21 protein-coding genes are annotated in these 25,262 nt (G+C 61.3%); 10 read left to right on the forward strand and 11 right to left on the reverse strand.

The genetic code is table 11. The features are described from left to right. Both GGE33_RS19055 and GGE33_RS19060 read right to left on the reverse strand, forming a co-directional pair. Entirely contained in the window at nucleotides 1-1,314 is a 1,314-nt protein-coding gene (locus tag GGE33_RS19055) for a hydantoinase/carbamoylase family amidase (protein ID WP_183826605.1), read from the reverse strand. Further along, the gene (locus GGE33_RS19060) at nucleotides 1,311-1,970 is read right to left on the reverse strand and encodes a GntR family transcriptional regulator (protein ID WP_183826608.1); all 660 of its coding nucleotides are present in this window, start codon (nucleotides 1,968-1,970) and stop codon (nucleotides 1,311-1,313) included. Before GGE33_RS19060 ends, GGE33_RS19055 begins: the two co-directional genes overlap by 4 nt. 242 nt (nucleotides 1,971-2,212) lie before the next feature. Here GGE33_RS19060 and GGE33_RS19065 point away from each other — a divergent pair, with 242 nt between their 5' ends. The 8 genes from GGE33_RS19065 (at nucleotide 2,213) to GGE33_RS19100 (ending at nucleotide 11,478) form a co-directional block, all read left to right on the forward strand. Beyond that, nucleotides 2,213-3,382 carry a M24 family metallopeptidase gene (locus GGE33_RS19065; protein WP_246436272.1) on the forward strand — a complete coding sequence of 390 codons (1,170 nt, stop codon included), beginning with the start codon at nucleotides 2,213-2,215 and terminating at the stop codon, nucleotides 3,380-3,382. Nucleotides 3,383-3,463: 81 nt separating this feature from the next. Next, complete coding sequence (locus tag GGE33_RS19070) at nucleotides 3,464-5,014, forward strand: ABC transporter substrate-binding protein (protein WP_183826615.1); 1,551 nt, start codon at nucleotides 3,464-3,466, stop codon at nucleotides 5,012-5,014. 5 nt (nucleotides 5,015-5,019) lie between these two features. Further along, nucleotides 5,020-5,970 (forward strand): ABC transporter permease, encoded by a 951-nt coding sequence (locus GGE33_RS19075; protein WP_148146713.1) that lies wholly within the window; start codon nucleotides 5,020-5,022, stop codon nucleotides 5,968-5,970. After that, nucleotides 5,963-6,784: an ABC transporter permease gene (locus tag GGE33_RS19080; protein ID WP_183826618.1), complete on the forward strand. Its 822-nt coding sequence runs from the start codon at nucleotides 5,963-5,965 to the stop codon at nucleotides 6,782-6,784. Before GGE33_RS19075 ends, GGE33_RS19080 begins: the two co-directional genes overlap by 8 nt. Beyond that, nucleotides 6,781-8,463 carry a dipeptide ABC transporter ATP-binding protein gene (locus GGE33_RS19085; RefSeq protein ID WP_246436251.1) on the forward strand — a complete coding sequence of 561 codons (1,683 nt, stop codon included), beginning with the start codon at nucleotides 6,781-6,783 and terminating at the stop codon, nucleotides 8,461-8,463. The genes GGE33_RS19080 and GGE33_RS19085 overlap by 4 nt, the downstream gene beginning before the upstream one ends. Next, on the forward strand, nucleotides 8,460-9,674 hold the full coding sequence (locus GGE33_RS19090; protein WP_183826621.1) for a M24 family metallopeptidase: 1,215 nt from the start codon (nucleotides 8,460-8,462) through the stop codon (nucleotides 9,672-9,674). Before GGE33_RS19085 ends, GGE33_RS19090 begins: the two co-directional genes overlap by 4 nt. A 39-nt stretch (nucleotides 9,675-9,713) precedes the next feature. Further along, entirely contained in the window at nucleotides 9,714-10,499 is a 786-nt protein-coding gene (locus tag GGE33_RS19095) for an SDR family oxidoreductase (RefSeq protein ID WP_183826624.1), read from the forward strand. A gap of 52 nt (nucleotides 10,500-10,551) precedes the next feature. Beyond that, complete coding sequence (locus tag GGE33_RS19100; RefSeq protein ID WP_183826628.1) at nucleotides 10,552-11,478, forward strand: dihydrodipicolinate synthase family protein; 927 nt, start codon at nucleotides 10,552-10,554, stop codon at nucleotides 11,476-11,478. Between the two features lie 353 nt (nucleotides 11,479-11,831). Here GGE33_RS19100 and GGE33_RS19105 read toward each other — a convergent pair whose 3' ends face one another. The 7 genes from GGE33_RS19105 to GGE33_RS19135 form a co-directional block, all read right to left on the reverse strand. Continuing rightward, nucleotides 11,832-12,227 (reverse strand): RidA family protein, encoded by a 396-nt coding sequence (locus GGE33_RS19105; RefSeq protein ID WP_183826631.1) that lies wholly within the window; start codon nucleotides 12,225-12,227, stop codon nucleotides 11,832-11,834. 40 nt (nucleotides 12,228-12,267) lie between these two features. Then, complete coding sequence (locus GGE33_RS19110) at nucleotides 12,268-14,073, reverse strand: ABC transporter ATP-binding protein (RefSeq protein ID WP_183826634.1); 1,806 nt, start codon at nucleotides 14,071-14,073, stop codon at nucleotides 12,268-12,270. Nucleotides 14,074-14,075: 2 nt separating this feature from the next. Continuing rightward, entirely contained in the window at nucleotides 14,076-14,939 is an 864-nt protein-coding gene (locus GGE33_RS19115) for an ABC transporter permease (RefSeq protein ID WP_183826637.1), read from the reverse strand. Beyond that, nucleotides 14,936-15,877: an ABC transporter permease subunit gene (locus GGE33_RS19120; RefSeq protein ID WP_183826799.1), complete on the reverse strand. Its 942-nt coding sequence runs from the start codon at nucleotides 15,875-15,877 to the stop codon at nucleotides 14,936-14,938. Before GGE33_RS19120 ends, GGE33_RS19115 begins: the two co-directional genes overlap by 4 nt. 135 nt (nucleotides 15,878-16,012) lie before the next feature. Further along, on the reverse strand, nucleotides 16,013-17,530 hold the full coding sequence (locus tag GGE33_RS19125; protein WP_183826639.1) for an ABC transporter substrate-binding protein: 1,518 nt from the start codon (nucleotides 17,528-17,530) through the stop codon (nucleotides 16,013-16,015). A 56-nt stretch (nucleotides 17,531-17,586) separates the two neighbouring features. Continuing rightward, on the reverse strand, nucleotides 17,587-19,068 hold the full coding sequence (locus GGE33_RS19130) for a M81 family metallopeptidase (RefSeq protein ID WP_183826642.1): 1,482 nt from the start codon (nucleotides 19,066-19,068) through the stop codon (nucleotides 17,587-17,589). Between the two features lie 523 nt (nucleotides 19,069-19,591). After that, nucleotides 19,592-20,680, reverse strand: a complete 1,089-nt coding sequence (locus tag GGE33_RS19135) for a D-TA family PLP-dependent enzyme (protein ID WP_183826645.1) — start codon at nucleotides 20,678-20,680, stop codon at nucleotides 19,592-19,594. A 194-nt stretch (nucleotides 20,681-20,874) separates the two neighbouring features. Between GGE33_RS19135 and GGE33_RS19140 the strand changes: the two genes are divergently transcribed. Both GGE33_RS19140 and GGE33_RS19145 read left to right on the forward strand, forming a co-directional pair. Continuing rightward, entirely contained in the window at nucleotides 20,875-21,738 is an 864-nt protein-coding gene (locus tag GGE33_RS19140; protein ID WP_183826647.1) for a MurR/RpiR family transcriptional regulator, read from the forward strand. A 308-nt stretch (nucleotides 21,739-22,046) separates the two neighbouring features. Beyond that, nucleotides 22,047-23,339 carry an MFS transporter gene (locus tag GGE33_RS19145; protein WP_183826650.1) on the forward strand — a complete coding sequence of 431 codons (1,293 nt, stop codon included), beginning with the start codon at nucleotides 22,047-22,049 and terminating at the stop codon, nucleotides 23,337-23,339. 14 nt (nucleotides 23,340-23,353) lie between these two features. Here the strand turns inward: GGE33_RS19145 and GGE33_RS19150 are convergent, their stop codons facing one another. Together GGE33_RS19150 and GGE33_RS19155 are read right to left on the reverse strand one after the other, a co-directional pair. Next, nucleotides 23,354-24,682 carry an MATE family efflux transporter gene (locus GGE33_RS19150; RefSeq protein ID WP_343062537.1) on the reverse strand — a complete coding sequence of 443 codons (1,329 nt, stop codon included), beginning with the start codon at nucleotides 24,680-24,682 and terminating at the stop codon, nucleotides 23,354-23,356. Beyond that, a complete protein-coding gene (locus GGE33_RS19155) occupies nucleotides 24,683-25,261 on the reverse strand; it encodes a peroxidase-related enzyme (protein ID WP_183826653.1) in 579 nt (192 codons plus the stop codon). Between the last annotated feature and the right edge of the window lies 1 nt (nucleotide 25,262).

Raw genomic sequence — 25,262 nt, forward strand, 5'->3', positions numbered from 1 at the left:
TCAGGCTTTCAATGGCGGGTCGAGGCAGAGCGCGGAAATGAGCCGTGCCGCCTCGGTAAAATCGGCAATCTCCATCTGCTCGTCCGGATTATGGCTGCCATTGGCATTGCGGATGAAGACCATGCCGGTCGGCACGCCGGCATCGGCAAACACCGCCGCATCATGGCCCGCACCGCAGGCCATGATTTCGGCCTCGATACCATGCTCCTTTGCCAATCCGGCGAGCGAGGCGACAATAGCGTCGTCCATCTTTGCCGCTTTGCTGTCGGTCAAACGGCCGAGCTCGAATTTGACCCGATGGTCCGCCTCGATGCGGGCAACCGCGTCAGTGATGATGGCCTGCATCCTGGCGAGCGTTTCCGGCTCCTGGCTGCGGACATCGAGTGCAAATGAGAGCTTGCCGGCGATCTTGCTGAAGGCTGCTTCAGAGGCGTCGGTCGAAAACTGGCCGAAGGTGACGACGAGATCGGCGCCCTCCGCCTGCAGCCTGTCCCAGGCCTTGTCGAGTTCCACCACAAGCGCGGAGGCGGCCCGCACGGCATCGCTGCGATATTCGCGCGGGGTCGCGCCCGAATGGGCATAGGTGCCGATGCATTTGGCTTCGCGATAGCGGAAGGAGCCGCGAATGCCGGTGACGACCCCGATCGGCAGCTTTTTCTCGATCAGAACCGGTCCCTGCTCGATATGCGGCTCGATGAACATCGCGATGTTTTTCGGGTCGAGATAAGACCGGCCCGAGCGAAGGAATTCCGTGTCGCCGCCGGCGGCATCGATGGCGGCGCCGAGCGAGATTTGATCGGAGGAGCGCTTGACCTTGTCGAGTTCGCTTCCTGTGAGACGTCCGAGTGCGGCGCGGCTGCCGATATAGGAAGCGCCGAACCAGGTGCTCTCTTCGGCGCGGATCGCCATGACGGTGATATCGCGCGGCGGGCGGATGCCGGCCCGGACATAACCGGAGATGACCGACAGACCGAGCAGCACACCGGCAGCGCCATCGAAATTGCCGCCCATCGGCACGGAATCGAGATGCGAGCCGATGAAGATGCCCGGACCTTCCTCGCGGCCCTTCATCGTCATGTAGAGATTGCAGCCGGGATCGGTCGTTACTTCAAGGCCGAGCTTGCGCGCCTCGCGGCGCACCATGTCATGGGCGATCTGTTCGCCCAGACCATAGGAGGTGCGGGTGATGCCGCGATTGGTGCCGGTGCGGCGTCGAAGCTCGTCGAACAGCCGTTCGGCGAGAGGGATATCCACAGGGGCGGCGTTGCTGAGCACGGACGTTTCCGTCTGTGCTTTTTCTGCCAAAACGGTCATGCGCGGGTCAGTCTCCCGATAATGCTGTCTTTTACATGTGCGAGGTGATCGCGCATCAGCTGTGCGGCATCGTCACCGCGTCCTTCGCGCAGGGCTGAAACGATGGCCAGATGCTCGCGGCAGGTCGCGTCGAACCGTTCCGGCATGCTTCTCAGGTCGAAGATCTGGGTCTGGCGGCGCAGCGTGCGGATGATATGGGCGAGTTGCGGATTGCCGGCCGCATCGCCGATGCCGCCATGCAGGCGGTCGTCGACATCACGCACGGAGCCGCGATCGGGCTTGCCTTCGCCATCTTCGGGGTGGCCGAGAAGTGTTTTCAGGTCCGCTTCCAGTTCATCGAGTGCCGCCGCCGGCATGTGGCCTGCAGCAAGACGCGCAGCTTCAGGTTCGAGCAGCAGGCGCACCTGCAGCGCGTCCATATAATCCTCGATGCGCATCTGCTTCACCTGCAGACCGCGGCTTCCCTGACGGATCAGCAGGCCTTCGCCTTCGAGCATCAGCAGCGCATCGCGGATCGGGGTGCGCGACATGTTGAGCGTTTCGGCCAGACGACGTTCGGTCACCATCGCGCCGGGCTGGGCTGCACCGGAAAGGATCAGGTTCAATATCTGTTCGTAGGCCTGCAGCGCCAGCCGCTTATCGGTTTCAATCAGCATAAATATCCAGTCCCTCCCTTTAAGGAGACGGCTTCAAATGACTTTCTGGTGCCACACGTTATGGCGGTTGTCACCAGCTCTTGCGCCCAAAGGCTGTCTATCCTCAGCGATCCCTTTTTCCATGCGGTTTTCGGTGTGACGCAATTTTTGTATTCCGCTGGTTGACGAGTGGTATACCAAACCGTATCGTGAAGCAACATCGAGCTTTGACGATCTTGCGAAAGGACGACCCTGTGAGTGCCATGCCGCAACCGAACCTCCCCTTTTCGAAGGCGGAGCATCTGCAGCGACAGGACAAGCTTCGGGCCGAACTTGCGGCGCGCGGCGTCGATGCCATGCTCGTGTTTGCGCAGGAAAGCATGTACTGGCTGACCGGTTATGACACCGGTGGCTTCGTCTATTACCAGTGCCTCGTCGTCCCTACCGATGGCCGCAAGCCGGTGCTTCTGACCCGCCGCCCGGATCTGGTGCAGGCGCGTCAGACGAGCATCATCGAGGATATCCGCATCTGGTGGGATGCCGAGGATGCAAACCCGGCCGCCGACCTGAAGGTGATCCTCGAGGAACTTGGCCTCGGGGGCAAAAAGATCGCCATCGAGCTCAATACCCACGGCCTGACCGGCTGGAACCTCTATCGCACGCAGCAGACGATCGGGAATTGGTGCGAGCTGGAAGACGACCGTCACCTGATCCGCTGGCTGCGTGTCTGCAAGTCGCCGGCCGAGATCGAATATACCCGCAAGGCGGCCCGTATTCTGGATGACTCGCTGAATGCAGTGATCGCGGCAGCGCGTCCGGGCATTCTCGACAGCGATCTGAAGGCGATTTATCTCACCTCGATCCTTGGCCAGGGTGCAGACATGCCGCCGAATGCGCCGCTGTTCAATTCCGGCCCGCGCGCCGTTTATGGTCGTGGCGTCTCCGATCCGCGCCGGCTGGAAGAGCAGGACCAGATCCTCGTCGAATATCCGGTCGCCTATCGCCGTTACAACGTGAAGACTGAGTGGACGATCCTGTTCGGAAAAGTCTCCGATGCGCATCGCAAGATGTATGATGTCGGCATGGAGACGCTGAGGAAGATGACCGAGATCGCTCGCCCGGGCACGACGCTCGGCGAGATCTTCGACGTCTATGCCGATGGTCTCGACAAGGGCGGCTACAAGCGCGCCCGTTATGGCGCGACCGGCTATTCGGTGGGCTGCACCTTTGCGCCGACCAGTATGGACGTGCCGCCGATGATCTATTCCGGCAACCCGACCGTCTGCCAGCCGGGCATGACGCTTTTCTACCATGTGATGAACGGCGATGCCGATACGGGTCTGGCGATGGGCGTGGGCCACACGCTGCTGGTGACCGATGGCGCGCCGGAAGTGCTGACCGAATTACCCGATGAGCTGACCGTGATCAGCTGACGGGTCGAGGAATACAGCCGGGAAAAGCACAAAAAAACAGCGCCCCGGTTTCTGTCAAAAACAACTTCAGAGGGCAAGAGAATGACGACTTTTATGATTTCCCGCCGCAGCATGGTGATGGGCCTTGCGGCAACCGCGCTTCTTCCCGGCCTCGATCTTTCCGAGGCGCTGGCGGCCGATACGCCGAAGGCCGGCGGCACGCTGAAGATCAGCCATTCGACGCGTATCGCCACACTGAACGTGCTGAACTGCTCCGGCCCTGCCGAATATCCGGTGGTCGACATGCTCTATTCGGGCCTGACCCGCATGGGCCCGGACAACAAGCCGATGGCCGATCTTGCCGAGCGCTGGGAAGGCAGTGAAGATGCCAAGACCTTCACCTTCTATCTGCGTAAGGGCATCGTTTTCCACGACGGCACGCCCTGCACGGCAGACGATGTGGTTGCCACCTTCCAGGCGATTCTCAATCCCGACATTCCGGCAGCCGCGCGTTCCGTTCTCAACATGATCGAGAAGATCGAGGCCGTGGATCCGACGACCGTCAAGTTCACGCTGAAGACGCCGTTTGCCGACCTGCCGATCTCGACGGCACATGCCAATGCCCGCATCGTCTCCAAGGCCGCCCTTTCCGGCCCGCGCGAAAAGCTCGACACGACCGCGAACGGCACCGGCCCGTTCAAGCTCGAAACCTATGACAGCGCCCGTATGGTGCGCCTCGTCAAGAACGAGAACTACTTCATCAAGGGCAAGCCCTATCTCGACGGTATCGACATGATGCTGTTCCCCGATCTTGCCGCCGAGAGCGCCAACTTCCTTTCCGGTGCCGTAGACGTCATGCTGGTTGTCCAGCAGGCGGATTTCCAGCGCATCGCCGACGCAACCGGCATTACCGCGCAGCGCATTCCATCGGGCCGCTTCGTCAATATCACCATGCGTCAGGACCAGAAGCCGTTTGATGACGTACGCGTACGCAAGGCGCTTGCCATGTCGGTCGACCGTTCGACGTTGGTCGATATCGTGCTCGAAGGCCTTGGCCGCCCGGCCTATGATAACCTCGTTTCGCCGGAATTCCCCTACGCGATCGACACGCCCGAGATCGCCTATGATCCGGCCGGTGCCAAGAAGCTGCTGGCCGAGGCGGGTTATCCGGACGGCATCAAGATCAAGCTCGTTGCCTCCAACCGCCCGGCGATCCGCGCGCAGGTGGCCATCGCGCTGAAGCAGATGGCGCTGCCGGCCGGCTTCGACATCGAAGTCGAAACCATGCCGCATGACACCTATCTGGCCAATGTGTGGATGAAGGGTCAGTTCTACATGGGTTATTGGGGCATGCAGGCCACTGAAGACGCGACCTTCAACCTGCTCCTGACCTCCAACGCTTCCTATGAAGACACTGCCTGGAAGAACAAGGATTTCGACAAGCTGATTGCGGATGCCCGCGCCACCGTCGATCCGGCCAAGCGCAAGGAACTTTATGCGAAGGCGCAGCAGCTGCAGCTGGACGAGACGCCCTATATTGTTCCGATTTTCGAGGACATCCTGACCGCCAGCGGCGAGGGTGCGGAAGATTGGACGATCGCGCCTCTGTCCCGCTACTACTATGCCGAAAACGTCTGGCTGAATAAGGCCTGATCCGCATGACCAGGGCTTATCTTCTCCGCCGCCTGCTGGCCGTCTTTCTCGTGCTGGCGATCGTCACCTTCGCCGTGTTCGCCATCACGACGATGCTGCCGGGCAATGCAGCGATCATGATTCTGGGGGAATACGCCACCCCGGAAGCAGTCGCCGCACTCGAAAAGCAGCTGCATCTCGATCAGCCCTGGTATGCTCAATATCTGAGCTGGGTCGCCGGTATTCTTCACGGCGACTTCGGCACCTCGCTGCGTCTTTCCTTGCCGGTGACCCAGGTCGTCGGCGAGGCCTTCGTCAACTCCGCCATGCTGGGGGCGACGGCGCTGGTTGCCGTCACCATCACCGCCATCCCGCTCGGCGCGCTCGCCGCGTTGAAGCGCGGCACGGGAATGGATCTTGGCCTCGGCCTGTTCAGCTATCTCGGTACGGCGCTGCCGGAATTCGTCACCGCGACGCTGCTCCTGGTCTTCTTCGCAGCACCGCAGCACGGGCTTTTTCCCGCCGGTGGCTTCGTTGCGCCCTGGGAAAATCTTGCCGGTTTCGGCGCGCATGTCGTGCTGCCCGCGGCAACGCTCGGCCTCGTGCTGATGGCGCATATTTCCCGGCAGGTGCGTTCCGAAATGTCGGAAGTGCTGTCTTCCGACTATATTCGCGCAGCAAGGCTGAAGGGGCTTACCGAAAAGCGGGTGATCCGCCGCCATGCATTGCCGAATTCGCTGGCGCCGGCGATCGCCGTCATCTCGCTCGATATCGGCTATCTGCTCGGCGGGATCATCGTGGTGGAGGAAATCTTTGCCTGGCCGGGTCTCGGACGCCTGCTGATCTATGCGCTGGAAAACCGCGATCTGCCTGTCATCCAGGCCGTGACCCTGCTTCTCGCAGCCGTCTATGCACTGTCCAACCTTCTGTCGGACATCGTCATTGCCCTGCTCGACCCGAGGGTGCGTTATGCGTAATTTCTTCTCATCCCCCACCGCCATCATGGGTACGGTCCTGCTTTCGATCGTCCTTTTCGCTGCGATCTTCGGCCCGCTGATCGCGCCCTATGACCCGCAGGCCTTCGATCCGCTGAACCGCCTGCAGGGGCCGTCGATGGCGCACCTGTTCGGTACCGACCAGTTCGGCCGCGATCTCTTGTCCCGTATCCTGACCGGCGCGCCCTCGACCGTTGCATTCGGCGTCGGCGCAACTCTGCTCGGCGTCGGCATCGGTTCGATCATCGGGGTTGTCGCCGGCGTTTCCGGCGGCTGGGTAGACAGTACGATCATGCGCGTTCTCGACGGACTTCTGGCCGTTCCGGATCTACTGTTCACGCTGCTGATCGTCACCATTCTCGGCGGCGGCATGGAACATGCGATGCTGGCGGTCTCGATCGCATTTGCACCGGGCATGGCGCGTATCGCCCGCAGCGCCGTTCTGTCCGTCCGTACCCGCGACTATGTGCGGGCGGCGGTCGCGCGCGGTGAATCCGGCGTCTATATCGTTACCTGCGAAGTGCTGCCCAATGCGCTGAGCCCGATCGTAGTCGAGGCGACAATCCGTGTCTCGTTTGCCATCATGATCGGCGCGACGCTCGGTTTCCTCGGTCTCGGCGCCCAGCCGCCGAGCACCGAATGGGGGCTGATGGTGGCGGAAGCGCGCCAGTTCATGTTCCGCAATCCCTGGTGCGTGGCGATCCCCGGTCTTTCGATCGCCATTGCAGCACTCGGTTTCAACCTTTTCGGCGACGCCCTGCGTGACGCCCTCGACCCCAAGAGGAGCCACGGATGACACTGCAGACCATGACGCAGGATGTGATTGCCGCTGCCGAAAAGCCGGCGCTTTCGATCATCGACTATTCGCTTTCCTACAAGACCGCCAACCGGCTCGTTTCAGCGCTGAAGAATATTGACCTGACGATCCCGAAGGGAAAGACGGTCGGTCTCGTCGGCGAGAGCGGCTCGGGCAAGTCTTCGATGGCGTGGTCGGTGATGCGCTATCTGCCGCCGAACGCGGTGGAAACCGGCGGCGCCATTCGCCTTGCCGGCGAGGAATTGCTGGACCATACGCCGTGGCAGATGGCCGATATCCGTGGCAAGCGCATGTCGATGGTGTTTCAGGACCCTTCGACCTCGCTCAACCCGACCATTCGCCTCGGTGAACAGATCGCCGAAGTGCTGATGCGCCATCGCGGCCTGACGAAGGCGCAGGCCTGGGCGGAAGCGGAAGTGGCGCTTGCCCGCACCGGCATCACAAGGCCCAAGGAGATGCTGCAGCGGTTTCCGCATGAGGCATCGGGCGGCGAAAAGCAGCGTGTGGTGATCGCCACCGCCTTCGCCTGCGAGCCGGAACTGATCATTTTCGACGAGCCGACCACGGCGCTCGATATCCTGACTGCGCGGCAGATCCTCGACCTGTTCAACCAGTTGCGCGACGAGACGAATGTGTCGGCGCTTTATATCTCGCACGATCTCGGGCTCGTCTCCCGCGTGGTGGATGAGGTGTCGGTGCTGCATAAGGGCGTCATCGTCGAGCGCGGGCTTGTCGGCGAAGTATTCGCCAGACCTTCCGCGCCCTATACGAAACAGCTGATCGGTGCGGTGCCGAACCCGGATCGCTTTATCGGCGTCGATGCGCCGGCCGAGCCGAAGACGCTGATCAGGCTCGACGGGATCGGTGTGCATTACGGTGCGCCGTCGAAGATCCAGAAAATGTTCTGGCCGGAAGATGCCGAAAAGGTCGGCTTCTGGGGCGCGAAGGACGTCAATTTCGAGGTTCGCAAGGGTGAGTTGCTCGGCGTCGTCGGCGAAAGCGGATCGGGCAAATCGACGATCGCCAAGGTTCTCGCCGGCCTGCAGGATTTTGAAGGCAAACTTGAATTCGACAGCAAGACGGTGGGCAGCCGCAAGGCGATCGACCGGGCCTATCGTCGACGGGTGCAGATCGTTTTCCAGCATCCGGATGCCTCGCTCAACCCGCGCCAAAAGATCGGCACGATCATCGCCCGGCCGCTGAAGCTTTATGGCGTCGTGCCGCGGGAAAAGATCAAGGCGCGGATTGCCGAACTGCTGGAAATGGTGCGGCTTCCGGCCGAATACGCCGATCGTTATCCGCACCAGCTTTCCGGCGGTGAAAAGCAGCGCGTGGCGATTGCCCGCGCCTTTGCGGCCGAACCGGAACTGGTGATCTGCGACGAGGTGACGGCGGCGCTCGACGTGTCGGTTCGGGCGGCGGTGGCCGAGCTTCTGGTCAAGCTGCAGAAGGATACGGGCGCTGCCTGCGTGTTCATCACCCACGACCTCAACCTGATCCGCCAACTCGCCCATCGCATTGCCGTCATGCATCACGGCAAGCTAGTCGATTTCTTCGACCGGCCGGATGCGCGCTCGGAAGATCGCGACCCCTATACCAAGGCGCTGCTCGATGCGGTGCCGGTTCATACGCCCGTGGAGGCTTTCGAAATCGCATGAGCATGTATGTTCCCCAGGAGTTTGCCGGTTTAACCCGCGGCGGCCGGCAGGTCTTGCTGAAGTTCAAACAGGCTGAGTTCGAGACGCGTCTTGCCGCGACACGCCGGCGGATGCGGGAGCGCGGTCTCGATGCGCTGATCGTGTTTTCGCAGGAAAGCCATTACTGGCTGACGAGTTATGACACCGCCGGTTACGTGTTCTTCCAGGCCGGTCTGGTGCTTTCCGACGATGGCAGCGATACCGTGCTTCTGACCCGTACGCCGGATCTCAGGCAGGCGAATGTCGCTTCGCTTTATGACGATGTGCGGGTCTGGCTGAATGCCGAGGATGCCAACCCGGCCAACGACCTGCGCGCCATCATGGCCGAGAAGGGGCTTTCCGGCAAAAAGGTTGGCGTCGAATATGCGACCTACGGCCTGACCGGGGCGAATGCCCGAATGGTCGACACGGCGCTCGATGGTTTCTGCGTGACCGAGGATGCGTCAGACATCATCCGCACCGGGCGGCTGGTGAAATCCGCAGCCGAGCTTGAGCATGTTCGGATGGCGGGCAAGCTGGCGGATGCCGCGGTGCGTGCGGCGATTGATGCAACGAAGCCCGGCATTCCCGATACCGTGCTTTCGGGGGCCGCACTCACTTCGATGCTTTCCGGCGGTGGGGACATTCCCTCCGGCGGGCCGCTGGTCAATTCGGGACCGCGCGCGCTTTACGGCCGCGGCATCGGCGGGCCGCGACTGATCGAGGAACAGGACCAGATTCTCGTTGAACTCGCGGGATCGCATTGCCGCTATCATGTCGTGGTCGAGCATATGCTGGTGACCGGCAAGCCGGACCCGCGCCAGTTCGACATGTTGAAAGTGGCGAAGGAAGCGCTCGACGGCATCAAGGATGCCGCAAGGGCAGGGGTGGCGCTCGGGGCGCTCGACGATATCCATCGCCGCGTGCTGGACAATGCCGGTTTTGCCAAGGCGCGATATGCCGCCTGCGGTTATGCGCTGGGCTGCACCTTCAAACCGACCTGGATGGACGTGCCGCCGATGATCTATTCCGGCAATCCTCTGATCATGACGCCGGGCATGGTGTTCTTCGTCCATATCATGATCCCCGATGCGGAGACCGGGCTGGTTGCCGGCGTCGGCCAGACTTTTGCGATCACCGACGGCGCGCCGGAAGTGTTCAGCGATCTTCCGGTGGAGCTTTACTGCTGCTGAGTTCAGTAGCGACAATCATACAGACAAGAGCAGGCATTCATGGATCTTCAACTGAGTGGAAAGACCGCGCTGGTATTCGGCGCGGGCGGTGGACTGGGCGGCGCAATCGCCCGCTCGCTGGCAGCGGAAAAGGCCAATGTCGTCGTTGCCGATATCGATCTTGCCGCTGCCGAAAAGACGGCGCAGGCGATCGAGGCTGAAGGCCACAAGGCTTTTGCGTTGCAATGGGATATCGGCGATCTCTCGGTAATCGGGGAGCGGCTGGCGCTGATCGCTTCGACCTTCGGTCCGGTGGACGTGCTGGTCAACAACACGGGCGGCCCACCGCCGACACCGGCAGCCGGTCAGGCGCCGGAAACCTGGTCGAAATATTTCGACAGCATGGTCCGCTCGGTGATCGCGGTAACCGACGCGATCCTGCCGTCGATGCGCGAGCGCGGCTTCGGCCGTATCATCACCTCGACCTCTTCAGGTGTGGTTGCGCCGATCGCCAATCTGGGCATTTCCAACAGCCTGCGGCTGGCGTTGGTCGGCTGGTCGAAGACGCTGGCGCGCGAAATCGGACGTGACGGGATCACAGCCAATGTCGTGCTGCCGGGCCGCATCGCCACGGGTCGTATCGTGTTTCTCGACGAGCAGAAAGCCAAGCGCGAGGACAGGCCGGTGGCGGATGTGACGAAGGAAAGCACGGGCTCCATTCCGGTCGGCCGCTACGGCGATCCGAAGGAATATGGCGATACCGTCACCTTTCTGGCCAGCCCGCGCGCATCCTACATCACCGGTTCGGTGATCCGCATCGACGGTGGCCTTCTCGCCAACATCTGATTAGAAATTGGGATCAAGACCTGCGGTTTTAGCGGGCATATGGGAGAAAGACATGACATTCAGCACTTCGTCCAAGGGCGTCTATGCGATTGCCGCCACGCCGTTTCATGACGATGGCGCGATCGACTTCAACTCGGTGGACCGCCTGACGGATTTTTACGAGGAAAGCGGCTGCACCGGCATCACCATTTTAGGCATCATGGGCGAAGCGCCGAAGCTGGAAGCCGATGAAAGCCGGGCGATCATCAAGCGCGTGGTCGAACGTGCGAAAATTCCGGTCATCGTCGGCGTTTCGGCGCCGGGTTTTGCCGCCATGCGTTCGCTGGCCCGCAGCTCGATGGACATGGGCGCCGCCGGCGTGATGATTGCGCCGGGACAAGGGGCGAAGACCGACGAGCAGACGATCAACTATTTCGCCGGTGCCGTGGAAGCGGTGGGCGAGGACGTGCCGTGGGTGCTGCAGGACTATCCGCTGACTCTCAACACGGTGATCGCCACGAGTGTGGTGGCCAAGATCATCACCAACCATCCGTCCTGCCTGATGCTGAAGCACGAGGATTGGCCGGGTCTCGAAAAGATCTCGAAGCTGCGCGCCATGCAGAAATCCGGCGAGCTGCGCGAATTCTCCATCCTCTGCGGCAATGGCGGCATGTTCCTCGATTTCGAACCGGAACGCGGCGCCGACGGCGCGATGACCGGTTACGGTTTCCCCGACATGCTGAGCGAGCTTGTGTCGCTGTTTGCCGAAGGAAAGCGCGACGAGGCGCATGACCTGTTCGACGCGCATCTGCCGCTGATCCGCTACGAGCAGCAGCTCGGCGTGGGATTGGCGGTGCGCAAGCACATATTGAAGCGCCGCGGCGTGATTGCGTCCGATGCGCAGCGCAAGCCGGGGCAGATGCTGACGGCGACGGCGAAGGCTGAGGTGGATTACCTGCTGGCGCGGGTGGCGCGGCACGACAAGCGGGCGGCGCTGTAATTGGTCCATCCAGCATTCAACCCGGAAATGCTGATTTCCGGGTTGAAGGTGCGATCATTCGACTTGATGTGAAACTGGCTGAATTGCGCCGGTCATAACGCTGACAAGGCTGTTTCCGAGCACGGAGCCCTGATTACCCTCATTCCTGTGCTTGTCACAGGAATCCAGCTACGGTGCGTCTGCGCCGTGAAAAGACTCTCTCCGCCTAAGGACTTGGGCTACTGGATTCCTGTGACAAGCACAGGAATGAGGGAGAGTTGGGTTGCCGATGGTGGTCAAAGCAGATCTGAGCGTGCTGAACCGTAAGCTTAATCAGTAATCTGACCGGCGGGCATCCCGCCGGTCTTTCCCAATTAATCCAGCGGCTTATACGCGATCACGTCCATCTCGACCTTGACGTCGACCATCATCGGGGACTCAACGGTGGATCGAGCCGGCGGGTGGTCGATGAAGTGTTTCTGGAAGACGGCGTTGAAGCTTGAGAAATCGCGGGCGTCGTCGAGCCAGACATTGACCTTGACGACATGTTCCAACGTGCAATCGGCCAAAGCCAGAACCGACTTGATGTTCTCGATCACCTGTTCGGTCTGGGCAACGATATTGCCGACGATGACTTCGCCGTCGACGGTCGGGACCTGGCCCGAAACATAGACGAAATCACCGGCGCGGACAGCCTTGGCGAAGGGGCGGCGCTGGCCGCCGGCCTGGGCGTCGGCGACATCGTAACGGATGAGTTTCTTGCTGGTCATGGGGGCGTCTTTCATTTTCGGTAGAGGGGGGGCGGGAAGGTTAGCTGACTTCCTGCACGAAATGTCCGGGCGAGACCTCGCGGTATGTACGCTTGGGGGCGACATAGTCAAACGGCCGGACCGGGCTTTTGATTTCTTCGGTTAGGGGCGGCGGGGTCTGGCCGCGGCGTGACGGATCGGGGATCGGCACGGCGGAAATCAGGCGTTGCGTATAGGCATGCTGCGGATTGTCGAAGATCGCCGACCGCGGGCCGATCTCGACGATTTCTCCGAGGAACATCACGGCGACGCGGTGGCTCATGCGTTCGACAACGGCCATGTCATGGCTGATGAACAGATAGGCGAGACCGCGCTTTTCCTGCAGGTCGAGCAGCAGGTTGGAGACCTGCGCCTTGACCGACACATCGAGTGCGGAGACCGCTTCGTCGGCGACGATGAATTTCGGGTCGAGGGCGAGCGCGCGGGCAATCGAGATTCGCTGGCGCTGGCCGCCGGAGAATTCGTGCGGGTGGCGATCGGCCATGGCGGCGGAAAGGCCGACCTGTTCCAACAGTTCGGAGACGCGGGCCTTGGCATCTTTCCGACCCATCAGGCCGTGGGCGAGGATGGGTTCGGCGATCGCGGAGCCGACGGTGATGCGCGGGTTGAGCGAGGCGAACGGGTCCTGAAAGATCATCTGCGAGGTGCGGCGCATGGTCCGCAATTCCCGCGTGCCGGCCTTGGTGACATCCTGACCGCCGATGACGATCGAACCGGCGGAGGGATTGAGCAGGCGGATGATGGCGCGGCCGGTCGTGGATTTGCCGCAGCCGCTCTCTCCGACCAAAGACAGGGTTTCGCCGGGGCGAAGGTCGAAGGAGACGTCTTCGACCGCATGGACGCGGCCGTTCGGCAGGTCGAAACGGACGGCGAGATTGTCGACCTTGAGGATCGGCTCGACGCTCAAGGCGACCGGGTTCATCTCGCGGCCATCGACGGCAATACCGGTCGAGGCATCGACCTCGGGGAAACGTTTCGGGGCGGCGGCGGCACCCATCGTGCCCAGCCGCGGGATCGAGGCGAGCAGGGATTTTGTGTAGATCGCTTTCGGCGCGTCGAAAATTTCGTCGGTCTTGCCGGTTTCGATCATGTCGCCGCGGAACATCACCACGGTGCGGTCTGCGATTTCTGCGACCACGCCCATGTCGTGGGTGATGAACAGCACGCCCATGTTTTCCTCCCGCTGCAACTCGCGCAGCAGGTGGAGGATTTCGGCCTGGATCGTCACGTCGAGCGCGGTTGTCGGCTCGTCGGCGATCAGAAGTTTCGGACGGCAGGCGAGCGCCATGGCGATCATCACGCGCTGACGCATGCCGCCGGAGAATTTGTGCGGATATTCGTGAAGACGGGCTTTGGCCGCGGGAATACGGACGCGCTCCATCAGGCGCACAGTCTCAGTCTCGGCTTCGCTCCATGACAGGCCGCGATGCAGAACGAGAGCTTCCGCAATCTGGTTGCCGATGGTGAAGACCGGGTTGAGCGAGGTCATCGGCTCCTGAAAGATCATGCCGATCGAGCCGCCGCGGACTTTCCGCATCTCGGCTTCGCTGGCCTTCAGTAGGTCCGTGCCGTCGAGCAGGATACGGCCTTCGGTGCGCGAGCGGCCGGCCGGCAGGAGCCGCATGGTCGAGAGCGCCGTGACGCTCTTGCCCGAGCCGGATTCACCGACGATGGCGACCGTTTCGCCGGCATCGACATGCAGGCTGATATTGCGGATGACGGCCTTCCAGCCCTCTTGCGTCTTGAAAGAGGTCGTCAGGTTCTCGACCGCAAGCACTGGCCGTTTGGTGGTCACTGTATCGGTCATGTTCAGCTTTCCTTGGCGAGACGCGGATCGACGAGATCGCGCAGGCCGTCGCCCAGCAATTGCAGGGAGAGAACCGAGAAGACGATTGCCAGCCCCGGAAACACCATCAGCCACGGAGCGTTGTTCATGTATTCGCGGCCGGATGCCAGCATCGTGCCCCAGGTCGGCATGTCGGTGGAGACACCGACGCCGAGGAAGGAGAGGCTTGCTTCGGCGAGCATTGCCGAGGCGAAAACGAAGGTTGCCTGCACGAGGATGGGAGATGCGAGGTTGAGCAGGACGTGGCGGGCAAGGATCTGCCAAGTCGGCAGCCCCATGGCGACGGCGGCCTCGATATAGGGCAGTTCGCGCAGGACCAACGTCGAGCCGCGGACGATTCGGGCGAGACGTGGCGCATAGGTGATGCCAAGTGCCAGGATGACGGTCGTCAGCGACGGGCCGAGGGCCGCAACCAGTGCGATGGCGAGCAGGATGTCCGGGAAGGACATCATTGCATCGAGCAGGCGCGAGATCGGCGCATCGAGGCGGCGGAAGAAGCCGGCGGCGACACCGAGAATGACACCGAGCACGGTGGAGATGACGACGACGCCGAGGCTGACGAGCAGCGAGATACGACCGGCGAAAATGGCGCGGGAGAAGATATCGCGGCCGAATTCATCGGTGCCGAAGAAGTTCGTCATCGACGGGGCTTTAAGCTTGTTGATGATCGACAGCTTGTTCGGCGCGTAAGGCGCGACCCAGGGCGCAAGCAGCGCGGCCAGAATGACGATCGCCAGAATGATCGCGCCGAATAGCATGGCGCGGTTGCCGAACAGGCGGCGCAGGCCGGATGCGAAGGGCATGGAGAGGGAGGCCATCGTGGTCATAGGCGCACCCTTGGATCAACGAGAATATAGAGCATGTCGACGATGAAGTTGATGAGGACATAGATGGCGGCGACGACAAGCAGCGCGCCCTGAATGACCGGATAATCGCGGCGCAGCACGGCCGAGACGACGAGATTGCCGACGCCGGGCAGGCCGAAGACGGTTTCGGTGACAACGGCACCGGCAACCAGCATGGCGATCGACAGGCCGATGACGGTGATGATCGGGATCATCGCGTTCTTCAGCGCATGCTTGAGGATGACGCGGCCCTCGCCGGCGCCCTTGGCGCGGGCAGTGCGGACGTAATCATCGCCCAGGACATCGAGCATGGCGGCGCGGGTGAAGCGGGTGATCAGCGCCGAATTGACGACGCCGAGTGCCACGGCCGGCAGAACGAGGTGGTGCAGGCGTTCGAGGAACGGCGTTTCGGGCCCGCCGTAACCGGAGGCCGGGAACCAGCCCTGGCCGACGGCAAAGACCTGGATCAGGATCAGGCCGAGCCAGAAGCTCGGCACGCTGGCGGCGACCATGGTGAGCGTCACGACGATCTGGTCGAAGATCGTGCCGCGCTTGACTGCCGACAGGATGCCGACCGGCAGCGCGATACCGACTGCGATCAGGATCGAGAAGAGGGTGAGGAAGAAGGTCGGCTCGGCACGGGCGGCAAGCGCTGTCGTGACCGGCTGGTTCAAAAAGATCGACTGGCCGAGATCACCTTGCAATATGCCCAGAACGAACTGGCCATATTGCATGAGGAGCGGCGCATCGAGCCCCATTTTGGTGCGCAATTGCGCGATATCCGCCGGGGTCGCATCCGACCCCAGCATGACGGCGGCAGGATCGCCGGGCGTGACGCGAACGATGATGAAGACCACCGTCACGACGAGGGCGAGCACGATTGCCATGCCCCCCAGCCGTTTCAGCAGCGCTTGTGCGATCCTTGCCATAGTCGGTTCCTAGTTTCTTTTGAGCAGTTCCGCGTTTCCAAGAAAGGCGGAGCTGCTCCATCTCTTTGTTGTCATGCAATTCCGGACCTAAAGCCGGTTGCCGGATTTGGCCGGAATTGCTTCAGCTTACTTCTTCGGGGCGACGTTCCAGAAATGCGGCCAATAGGTTGGCTCGTAACCGGAAACGCCGTTGGCGACGCCGGAAACGGCATTGAAGTTGCCAACCTTGTAGAGCGGTGCATCATCATAGATGACCGTCTGGATGCCGTCCCATGCCGCCTTCTTGGCATCGTCAGTGGTGGCGTCCATATAGGTGGCGACAGCCTTTGCCTTCTGATCGGAAACGTACCAGCCCGGATAGGTGTCGGTGATCGTGTTGATCGTCGTCGGGTCACCCGGGAAGTTGGAATGGGTGATGAAGATATCCCATGCCTTCGAATCCGCGCGGCGGGTGGTGAGCGTTGCCCAGTCTACCACCTGCAGATCGACCTTGAAGCCGGCGGCTTCGAGATAGGCCTTGGCGACTTCGCCGATCTTGTAGTGGAATTCGTACTGGCGGCTGGTCAGAAGGCGGATCGGGGTTCCGTCGTAACCACCATCCTTCAAGAGCTTGGCGGCTTCTTCCGGATTGCCGTCGCCGTAACGCTCGACACCGGCTTCGGTGTGCCAGAAGGAGCCTTCCGGGAAGATCGAGGCATCGACGCTGAAGAAGCGGTCGTCAGAGAAGGCGGCCATCATCATGTCGTTCGGGTTGAGTGCCGCCTGAACCGCCTGACGCAGTTCCTTCTTGGCGAGCAGACCTTCCTTCATGTTCATGTTCATCGACGCCCAGCCGGCATCGCGGAAGATGACGGGCTTGGCATTGCCGCTCTTTTCGACGCGCTCGAAGGCACTGACGGGCAACGAATCCGCATAGTCGAACTGGCCGGAGATCAGGCCTTCAACGCGGGTATTGGCATCCGGCACCGGAACGAAGCGGATTTCCTTGGCGATCGCCTCGCGCTTGCCGGCATAGTTGCTCGGCGCACCTTCAGGCGACTTGTAGCCGTCGAAACGGACGAGCTGGGTGTACTGGTCTGGCTTGCGTTCCTTCAGGGCATAAGGGCCGGTGCCGACGAATTCAGTCAGCGTGTCGGCAATCTTTTCCGACGGCAGGATGACGGAAGCCTGCGAGAGCGTGGCGAGCAGCGGTGCATAACGCGACTTCAGCTTGAAGACAACGGCATGATCGCCCTCTTCCGTCAGGCTTTCGACGATCGCTGCGACCTGCTTGCCCTTGGAATTGACCGCCATCCAGCGCTTCAGCGAGGCGGTAACGTCCTTGGCATCGAAGATGCTGCCGTCATGGAAGGTGACGCCTTCGCGCAGCGGGATCGTGTAGGTGAGGCCGTCCTCGGAAATCTTCGGCATGCCGGCTGCGAGCAGCGGTACGGACTTCCATTCGGCGTCATAGGTGTAGAGCGTTTCGAAAATGTGCTGGTCGATGGTCAGCACGATATCGGTCGCCGTCTGCATGACGTCGAGCGTCGGCGGCTCGCCGATCGTGGCAACGGTCAATACGCCGTCGCTCGCCTGCGCCATTGCGAGGCTGCTGGTGCCGGCCAAGGCCGCCAGCGTCATCAGAACAAGTGCACTCTTTTTCATGGTCATCCCCTTGTTGCGTTTAATATAGCGGCCGGCTTTCCTGTCCGGCCGGGATTTCAGGCATCCAGTCCCAGCGGATCGGCCACGCGCGGCCAGAGTTTGAGGCTCGCCTTGCGGTAGGGCGTCGTGGCCGGGTTGGTCGGATAGGAGGTCGGCGCGGCGATATAGACGATCTCGGACGAGACCGGCTGGAAGCCCGCGTAGAAATGGTTGGTCGACTTGATCAGCATGTAGGATTTCGAGGCGAAATCGATGCCCTGATTGGAGAAGATATCCGGCTCATAAGTCTGGGTGCGGCTGGTGATCAGCACGATGTCGATATTGGTGCCGACCGGGCGAATGACGGCGGCGCTGCCGAGCGTGACGCGCGAATTGCGAAAGCTCTGCCAGCCGGCATCGAAGACCTTTTGCACGGTGACGCGCAGATCGAGCGGATCGCCGCCCTCCGGGCTAGACTTGCCGCCGACGCGCAGTGCCAGTTCCGCGCCTTCACCCGCCGCATGGCAGAAGGTGACGGCGATCGGGTCCCAGATGGTGGCCACGGCGAAATCGTCCATGCCGCGTTCCATCATCCGGCGCAGGATATAGGTCGCATCGCCCGCCACGCCGCCGCCGGGATTGTCCCAGACATCGGCGATGGTGACCGGCTTTTGCAGATGCGCGGCACGGATGGCGATCGCCTTGTCGAGGCCGGCTTCTGTATCGAACATCGGCATCGCGGTCGTCTTGCGCAGGCTGTAAAGCTCGCGGCCGAGTTTTGCGGCCAGTGCGTCGCCCTTTTCCTTGTCATTGTCGGTGACGACGACGATGCGGGTGCCCATGTCGGGCAGGTCGCCGGCCATGAAACCGTGGATGACGGAGGCGGACAGGATGCCGTCATGACCTTCCAGCGCCTGCATGCGATCGACGAAGGAGCGCATCGGCTCACGGCTGGTCGGGAAGATGGTGATCATTCGGCAGTCGAAGGTGGAGATCACCGGCTTGATCTTTCCACGCAGCGCCTGGAGCGCGAGTTCCACCACATGCTCGCCACGCTGTTCGAAATCCGTATGGGGGAATTCGAGGAAGGCGGCCATGATGTTCAAATTGGCGACGCGGAGCGCCGTCAGGTGGCTGTGCGGGTCGAATTCGGCGGCGATCAGCACGTCGGGGCCGACGATTTCGCGGACGCGGGAGAGAAGATCGCCTTCGGGATCGTCATAGCCCTGCGCGGCCATCGCGCCGTGCAGGCCAAGGACGACGCCATCGACGGGCAGGGCGCCTTTCAGTTCGGCCAAAATCAGGTCGCGCAAGGTCTCATAGGTCTGGCGCTGGATGAGGCCCGCGGGCTCAGCCCAGCAGGACGTGCCTTCGATGACGGTGAAGCCTTCTTCCCTGCCGCGGCGGCGCAGGATCGGGACGACGGAAGAGCACAAGGTCGGCGTATCGGGATGTTCGCCCGGCCCGGCATAAAACGCCGCCTTGAAGGCGTTCATATCCGTCGGCACGGGAGAAAAAGTGTTCGTTTCGGTCGCCAGCGAGGCGGTGAAGATGCGCATGTCTTGTTATCCGAATACACTTCGGCCTCAGGGCGACGCTGCCGTGCCCGAATGCCGTTGCCATGTTGTGCTGATTTGAAGTCTGCCGAAGCTACCGCCTGGATGTCGCTTAGCGACAGTCGTCATGCTCTCGGATCATTCGATTTCCCGTTTTCCTCAAGTTCGCCCGCTCACCGTTTCGGTGTAATTTATTTTCTTCATAATGCGCCAAATCAAAGCCAAGTCAATGGATTTTCAGATTTCGCACTATTTTGTGTAATTTATTTTCTTGAACGGGAATTTCGCGGAAAATTTTCATGCCGGCTGGAGATGCCGGATTCCGCTGCGTGAGTTGTCGCAACCGCAATCCGTTTTGAATCAATGATTTCCCTAGCCGTGAACATGGGGCACTAGCTGCGGAGAGAAAATCCGCCATGAAAAAGGGCGCCCTCGACAGGCGCCCGATTTTCATCATGTCGCTTGAACCGTGGCAGCGGGGTCGCTGTCTATCGGGTCGGCGCGAGAAAAATTTTCAAGACGGGCCTTACCAGACCGTTCCGCGGGCATCGACATTTTCAACCCGCGTGACCAAGCCGTCCTTGTGGAAGACCATGCGGTCGAAGAGATTGGTGACGACGCAGGTATGGTTCGGAACGACCTTTACCTGTGCGCCGATCTCCGGGAAGGGCGTCGTGCAGGCGGAAGTATCGACCACGGCATGTTCTTCCGAAAGTGAAACGACCTTTGCGCCTTCGTAGCCGGCGATCGAACCGTAATCCGAAAAGCCGAGAAGATCGGATGTCAGCGCCTTGGAACCGCTGTCGAGCACGGCACGATCCGGTGCCGGGCGGGAAACGACGGTGGCGAGGATGTGCATGGCGAGATCGTCATTGGTGCAATGGCCGGCGCGGACCATGCTGCGGTCGTTATAGACATAGGTGCCGGCGCGATGTTCGGTGGCCGAGGGCACGAGATGGGCGAAGAACAGGTCCGGCGAACCGCCGCTGGAGCGGACAGGGCAATCGATGCCCTTTTCGGCAAGCAGCGCCATGGTCTTCGACATGAAGGCCTCGACCTGCTCGGCACCACCGGTGGCCGGGTAGGTCATGATGCCGCCGAAACGGAGGCCCGGTGCAGCCGCGATATTTTCGGCGAGTGCCACGGCTGCTTCCGGTGTCTGCACGCCGCAGCGTTTTGCGCCGGTGTCGCATTCGATCAGCACGGTCAGCGGCTTGTCGGCATCGAACGTTGCCGCAAGGCCTGCGACCGTCGTCTTGCTATCGGCAACGACGGCGAGTTTCGCAACTCGGGCATTGAGCGCCTTGAGGCGAGCAAGCTTTGCCGCGCCGAGAATGTTGTAGGTGATCAGGATGTCTTCAAAGCCGGCATCGGCAAACACCTCCGCCTCGGTGACCTTCTGGCAGTTGAGGCCGACGGCCCCGGCTTCCACCTGCTGGTGCGCGACGGCTGCGATTTTGTGGGTCTTGATATGCGGGCGGAACGCCTTGCCGTGTTGATCGCAATAGGCCTGAACGCGGGCGATGTTGGCGGCAAGCCGCGCCTCGTCGATGACCGGCATCGGGGTTGCAACCTCATTGAGCGGCGTGCCGGGTTCGGGCCAGGGATAGTTCATGGAAGAGACCTCATCGGGATGACGCGACCGTGCCTGAAACGGCATCGGCGCAGGGAAGGTTGCTTTTATTTTCTTGGAACGACCAAGTTTCGTTGATGCTGGCCGGCATTATGCTATCAAATACGAGAACAGTGAAATTCATTTTCACAGGCACATGCATTTTTCTGCTGTAGCCAATCTGAAGGGAAGACCGAATGGACCTGTTTCATGCCCTTTCCGATCAGGATGGCCGGCTTTCCGGGCTGGAGGCGAAGCTTGCCCAGTTCGCGCTGGAAAATGTCGATTTCGTCGTCAATGCGTCGATCATCGAGGTGGCGGAAAAGGCCGGCGTTTCGCCGCCGACGGTGACGCGTTTCTGCCGACGGTTGGGTTGCCAGGGATATTCCGATTTCAAGGTGCAGCTTGCCAAACTCGCCTATGTCGGCCTGCGTTACCTGACGCCGGAAGCACCCACCGCGACGGCCGAGGAAGTAGCGCAGGATATCGTGTCGAAGGCGCAGAACGCGCTGTTCGAGGTCCACCGCCAGCTCGATTTGGAAGTGATCGAAAAGGCGGCACAGATGCTCAGGGCTGCCGAGTTCATCCAGGCTTTCGGTGCCAGCGGCAATTCGGCGATGATCGTCAACGAGCTGCATAACCGGCTGTTTCGTCTCAGCTGCCGGGTCAATGCATCGAGCGACCATGGGATGAACCTGATGATTTCGGCAGCGGCTCAGCCGGGCACTGTCGTTTTCGGCTCGTCCTTTACCGGCCGCGACATGGGGCTTGTCCATTGCCTAAACCTACTGCGCGAGCGCTCAATCCCGACTATCGTGATGACGCAGGGCGGTTCGCCGGTCGCCAGCGCTGCGGATCTGGTGATCGCCATCGAGATGCCCGAGGGCAAGAACATCTTTCGGCCAACCTCGACGCGCTATGCCTATCTGGCGGCGATCGACATTCTGGCCAACATGGTCGCATATGCCGATCGCACCAGAGCGCTGAAATCTCTTCGTGCCATCAAGGAAGAACTGGTGCGCAACCGTGATGGCGACGACCGGCAGCTTCTCGGCGACTGATCCGAACCCAAATTCGAGCAATTGCGGATTGATGCATTTGCGACATGATGATGCCGTTTTCAGGCAAGAAGTATTGTCGCAATCAGACGACACAGGCGTCGAATTTTGAACATTTGACACAGGTGCCGGTCGTTGCCTGTCTCACGTATCCGTGGGTTGATTTTCGTGTAAAAAGCCATGCCAGAAGACGTTGACGATCCCGTATCGGTCACGCGCAACAATTCTCGCGGTCGTAAGTACCGCCACGGCGAGGCGAGATGCCGGGATCAGGCATCGCCATTTTCAAAAATCATAAAAACGAGACCTTCATGTCTAGGCAAACCCTGACGACGGTGATGGCGCCGCTTCTCGGCCTGTTCATCCTGAGCGTCGGCAACAGTTTTCTGTCGTCGCTGACCACCCTGCGTCTCGATGCTGCCGGCGCTTCGCCCGCAATGATCGGTGTGGTGTCCTCCGCCTATTTTGTCGGGCTGACGCTCGGGGCGATGTTTCATGACCGGCTGATCGTGCGGATCGGGCATATTCGCGCCTATGCCAGTTTTGCCTCACTCGGCGTCGTCAGCATCCTGATGCAGGTTCTGTCGGCCGACTGGATGCTGTGGATCCTTGTCAGGCTGATCTATGGCTGGACGACGGTCGGTGTCTTTCTCGTGATCGAAAGCTGGTTGTTGCTGGTTGCCGACCAGACCGTGCGCGGCCGGTTTCTGGCGCTTTACATGATTGCCTTTTACGGCGCGGGTGCCGTCGGGCAGGCGCTGCTGGGGACTGTTGACGGGCTGGGCGAGTTCGCGCCCTTCATCGCGGCCGCGATGTTGGCGTCGCTGTCGGTTCTGCCGATCGTCATCCTGCCGCGCGAGATGCCGCTGATGGAACGGGTGGAGGCGCTCAAACCCCTGCAGCTGTTTCAGATGTCGCCAAGCGGCGTGATCGGCTGCTTCGGATCGGGTGTAGCGATCGCGGCGGTCTACACGCTGTTTCCGCTCTATCTGCAGACGATCGGCATGCCGGTTGATGAGGTCGGGATGATGATGGCCTGTGTCATTCTCGGGGCGATGGTGCTGCAATATCCTGTCGGGCGCTGGTCGGACAAGCAGGACCGGCGCGTGGTTCTGATCACGCTGGCCTTTGCCTGCCTGCTGCTTTGCGCGGCAGTTCTGCTCTTGCCGCATAATGCGACGACCCTGATGATTACCCTTTTCCTGTTGGGTGGCGGCATCTTTGCGATCTATCCCGTATCGATCAGCTTTTCGGCTGACAGGGCCTCGGCGGCATCGCTGGTGCCAATGATACAGGGCATGCTGCTGGTCAATTCGCTTGGTTCGGCGATCAGCCCGATTTCGATCTCCGCTGTGATGAGCGCATTTGGGGCATCGGGATTGTTCTGGTCGCTGGCGGTGCTGAAAATCCTGATGGTTATCTTCTTCATCTGGCGGCGTGGTGCGCGGCCGGAAGCCACGCAGGTTGCGCCTTTCGCGCCGGCAACGGCAATGTCGCCGATCGGGGCAGAGATCCGCGTGACCGACGAGATGATCCAGGGCGTGAAGGAGCACGACGCCGAGGCAGAGGAACCTCCCGTCAGGCACGCATCATCGCTGGGGTAAGGATGGGATAGGCCCTATCCGAGCGTTCTTGCCGTCAGTTTCGGCAGCATCAGGCGGAAGGCGATGCTGCGGGCGCTCTGGAAGAGAAGCAGCGCGATCCACAGGCCGTGATTGCCGAAGAGCGGCTGCAGCACGGCCCAGGCGGCAAAATAGGTGGCGAGCGACAAGAGCATGAGATTGCGCATCTCTCGCGACCATGTGGCGCCGATATATACGCCGTCCATCTGGAAGGCGATGGCGCCGACCAAGGGCATGATCGCGGCATAGGGCAGGAAGCTTTCGGCCAGTTGTTCTACCGTCGCATTGGGGGATGCCAGATCTATGACCCACCAGCCGCCAGCGAGGAAGGACAGCGCAACGAGCGCGCCGCAGACCAGCGCCCAGAGCGTGGTGAGCTTGATCATCCGGTCGAAGGCGGCACGGTTTCTGGCTCCGACGGCACGGCCGGCGAGCTGTTCGGCGGCGGTGGCGATGCCGTCGAGGAACGCGACGCCGAAGAAATAGAAGCGCAGCAGGATCGTGTTGGCGGCGAGGATATCGATGCCGAGTTCACCGCTCTGGCGGGTGAAGAAGGACAGCCCGATCAGCAATGCAAACGAGCGGATCATCATGTCGCCATTGACGGAAAACAGCCGTCGCAGGCTTTTCATGTCCGGTAAATTCCAGCTCGACTTGTCGGTGCGACAGAGGATGATGGCAGCGCCCGCAAGTGCTGTGACGATTTCGGAGACGAGGCTGGCGATTGCGAGGCCCGCAACGCCGCCATCGAGACCGAGGACCCACCAGATGCTGAGGCCCAGATTGAGGCCGTTCAACAGGCCCTGCAGCAGCATGGCGGTCAGCGCATCGCCGCGACCGATGATCCAGCCGAAGGCGACGAAATTGAACAGCACGAAGGGGGCAGACCAGACGCGCCAGGAGAAATAGATCTTTGCCGCTTCCGCCACCGCGCCATCGGCGCCGAGCACGGTGAGGCCAAGATTGCCGATCGGCACATGCAGAATGAGGATGACGAGGCCGGCGACCATGGAAATGGTCAGGCCACCGAGCAGCATGCGCTGTTCGAAACGGCGATCACCTGCGCCAAAAGCCTGGGCGGTGAAACCGGTCGTCGCCCCGCGTAGAAAATTGAAGGTGACGAACAGCACGTCGAAAATGACGGCGGCGAGCGCCACGCCGCCGATCAGCGCCTCCTGCCCCAACTGCCCGATAACGCCCGTCGCCACGAGGCTGACGAGCGGGGTCGAGAAATGGGCGATCATCATCGGGATCGCGATGCGCAGCACTTCGCGATGGGTGACATCGAAGGAGGGGGCGCTGTCTGCCGTCGTTGCGGTTGCCACTTAGTCTTTCCGGTGCGGTTCGCCGAGCGTGTGCATCAGCCGGTTGGCCCAGCCGAAGATCGCCACGGAATGAATGAGGTCGAGGATTTCAAGATCACTCAGGCCCGTCTCGCGCAAGTGGTAGAACTGGTAGACCCCGACATTATCCGGATGGGCGGTCAGATCGACGCCAAAATTGAACAGCGCCTGATCGTGTTCGCCAAGATCGGCTTCGAGGCCGTTCTGGTAGATTTCCTCCACCACTTCCGGCCTTTTTTCCAGCTGGATGAAACGGTTGGCGTGGACCTGGGCGCAATAGATGCAGTGGTTGACGAAGGAGGCGGCAAGCGCGCCCAGTTCGCGGCCGCCGCGCGACAGGCCGCCATCGCTATACATGATGTCGTTGAACAGCGGCGAGCGCTCGGCCAGCATCTCGGTTTCCTGTGCCAGAACCAGCACATAGGCAGAAACTTTTGTGTTGGACGGCGTCACCTTCAGCGCATCGAGCTGTTCGGGCGTCGCCGTCTGCAGATCAACCGGCTTGACGTAAGGCTGCCATTCGAGTGCATCGAGGGTGAATTCGTGGACCGGGTCAGACATG

The organism is Aliirhizobium cellulosilyticum (assembly GCF_014198105.1).
Lineage (GTDB): Bacteria > Pseudomonadota > Alphaproteobacteria > Rhizobiales > Rhizobiaceae > Neorhizobium > Neorhizobium cellulosilyticum.

Excerpts from the sequence above, each read along its gene's own strand:
- GGE33_RS19155 (WP_183826653.1), bottom strand. The coding sequence starts at position 25,261 with ATGTCTGACCCGGTCCACGAATTCACCCTCGATGCACTCGAATGGCAG.
- GGE33_RS19065 (WP_246436272.1), top strand. The coding sequence starts at position 2,213 with ATGCCGCAACCGAACCTCCCCTTTTCGAAGGCGGAGCATCTGCAGCGA.
- GGE33_RS19130 (WP_183826642.1), bottom strand. The coding sequence starts at position 19,068 with ATGCGCATCTTCACCGCCTCGCTGGCGACCGAAACGAACACTTTTTCT.
- GGE33_RS19145 (WP_183826650.1), top strand. The coding sequence starts at position 22,047 with ATGTCTAGGCAAACCCTGACGACGGTGATGGCGCCGCTTCTCGGCCTG.
- GGE33_RS19105 (WP_183826631.1), bottom strand. The coding sequence starts at position 12,227 with ATGACCAGCAAGAAACTCATCCGTTACGATGTCGCCGACGCCCAGGCC.
- GGE33_RS19070 (WP_183826615.1), top strand. The coding sequence starts at position 3,464 with ATGACGACTTTTATGATTTCCCGCCGCAGCATGGTGATGGGCCTTGCG.
- GGE33_RS19080 (WP_183826618.1), top strand. The coding sequence starts at position 5,963 with ATGCGTAATTTCTTCTCATCCCCCACCGCCATCATGGGTACGGTCCTG.
- GGE33_RS19100 (WP_183826628.1), top strand. The coding sequence starts at position 10,552 with ATGACATTCAGCACTTCGTCCAAGGGCGTCTATGCGATTGCCGCCACG.
- GGE33_RS19060 (WP_183826608.1), bottom strand. The coding sequence starts at position 1,970 with ATGCTGATTGAAACCGATAAGCGGCTGGCGCTGCAGGCCTACGAACAG.
- GGE33_RS19085 (WP_246436251.1), top strand. The coding sequence starts at position 6,781 with ATGACACTGCAGACCATGACGCAGGATGTGATTGCCGCTGCCGAAAAG.
- GGE33_RS19125 (WP_183826639.1), bottom strand. The coding sequence starts at position 17,530 with ATGAAAAAGAGTGCACTTGTTCTGATGACGCTGGCGGCCTTGGCCGGC.
- GGE33_RS19075 (WP_148146713.1), top strand. The coding sequence starts at position 5,020 with ATGACCAGGGCTTATCTTCTCCGCCGCCTGCTGGCCGTCTTTCTCGTG.
- GGE33_RS19140 (WP_183826647.1), top strand. The coding sequence starts at position 20,875 with ATGGACCTGTTTCATGCCCTTTCCGATCAGGATGGCCGGCTTTCCGGG.
- GGE33_RS19110 (WP_183826634.1), bottom strand. The coding sequence starts at position 14,073 with ATGACCGATACAGTGACCACCAAACGGCCAGTGCTTGCGGTCGAGAAC.
- GGE33_RS19055 (WP_183826605.1), bottom strand. The coding sequence starts at position 1,314 with ATGACCGTTTTGGCAGAAAAAGCACAGACGGAAACGTCCGTGCTCAGC.
- GGE33_RS19095 (WP_183826624.1), top strand. The coding sequence starts at position 9,714 with ATGGATCTTCAACTGAGTGGAAAGACCGCGCTGGTATTCGGCGCGGGC.
- GGE33_RS19115 (WP_183826637.1), bottom strand. The coding sequence starts at position 14,939 with ATGACCACGATGGCCTCCCTCTCCATGCCCTTCGCATCCGGCCTGCGC.
- GGE33_RS19090 (WP_183826621.1), top strand. The coding sequence starts at position 8,460 with ATGAGCATGTATGTTCCCCAGGAGTTTGCCGGTTTAACCCGCGGCGGC.
- GGE33_RS19135 (WP_183826645.1), bottom strand. The coding sequence starts at position 20,680 with ATGAACTATCCCTGGCCCGAACCCGGCACGCCGCTCAATGAGGTTGCA.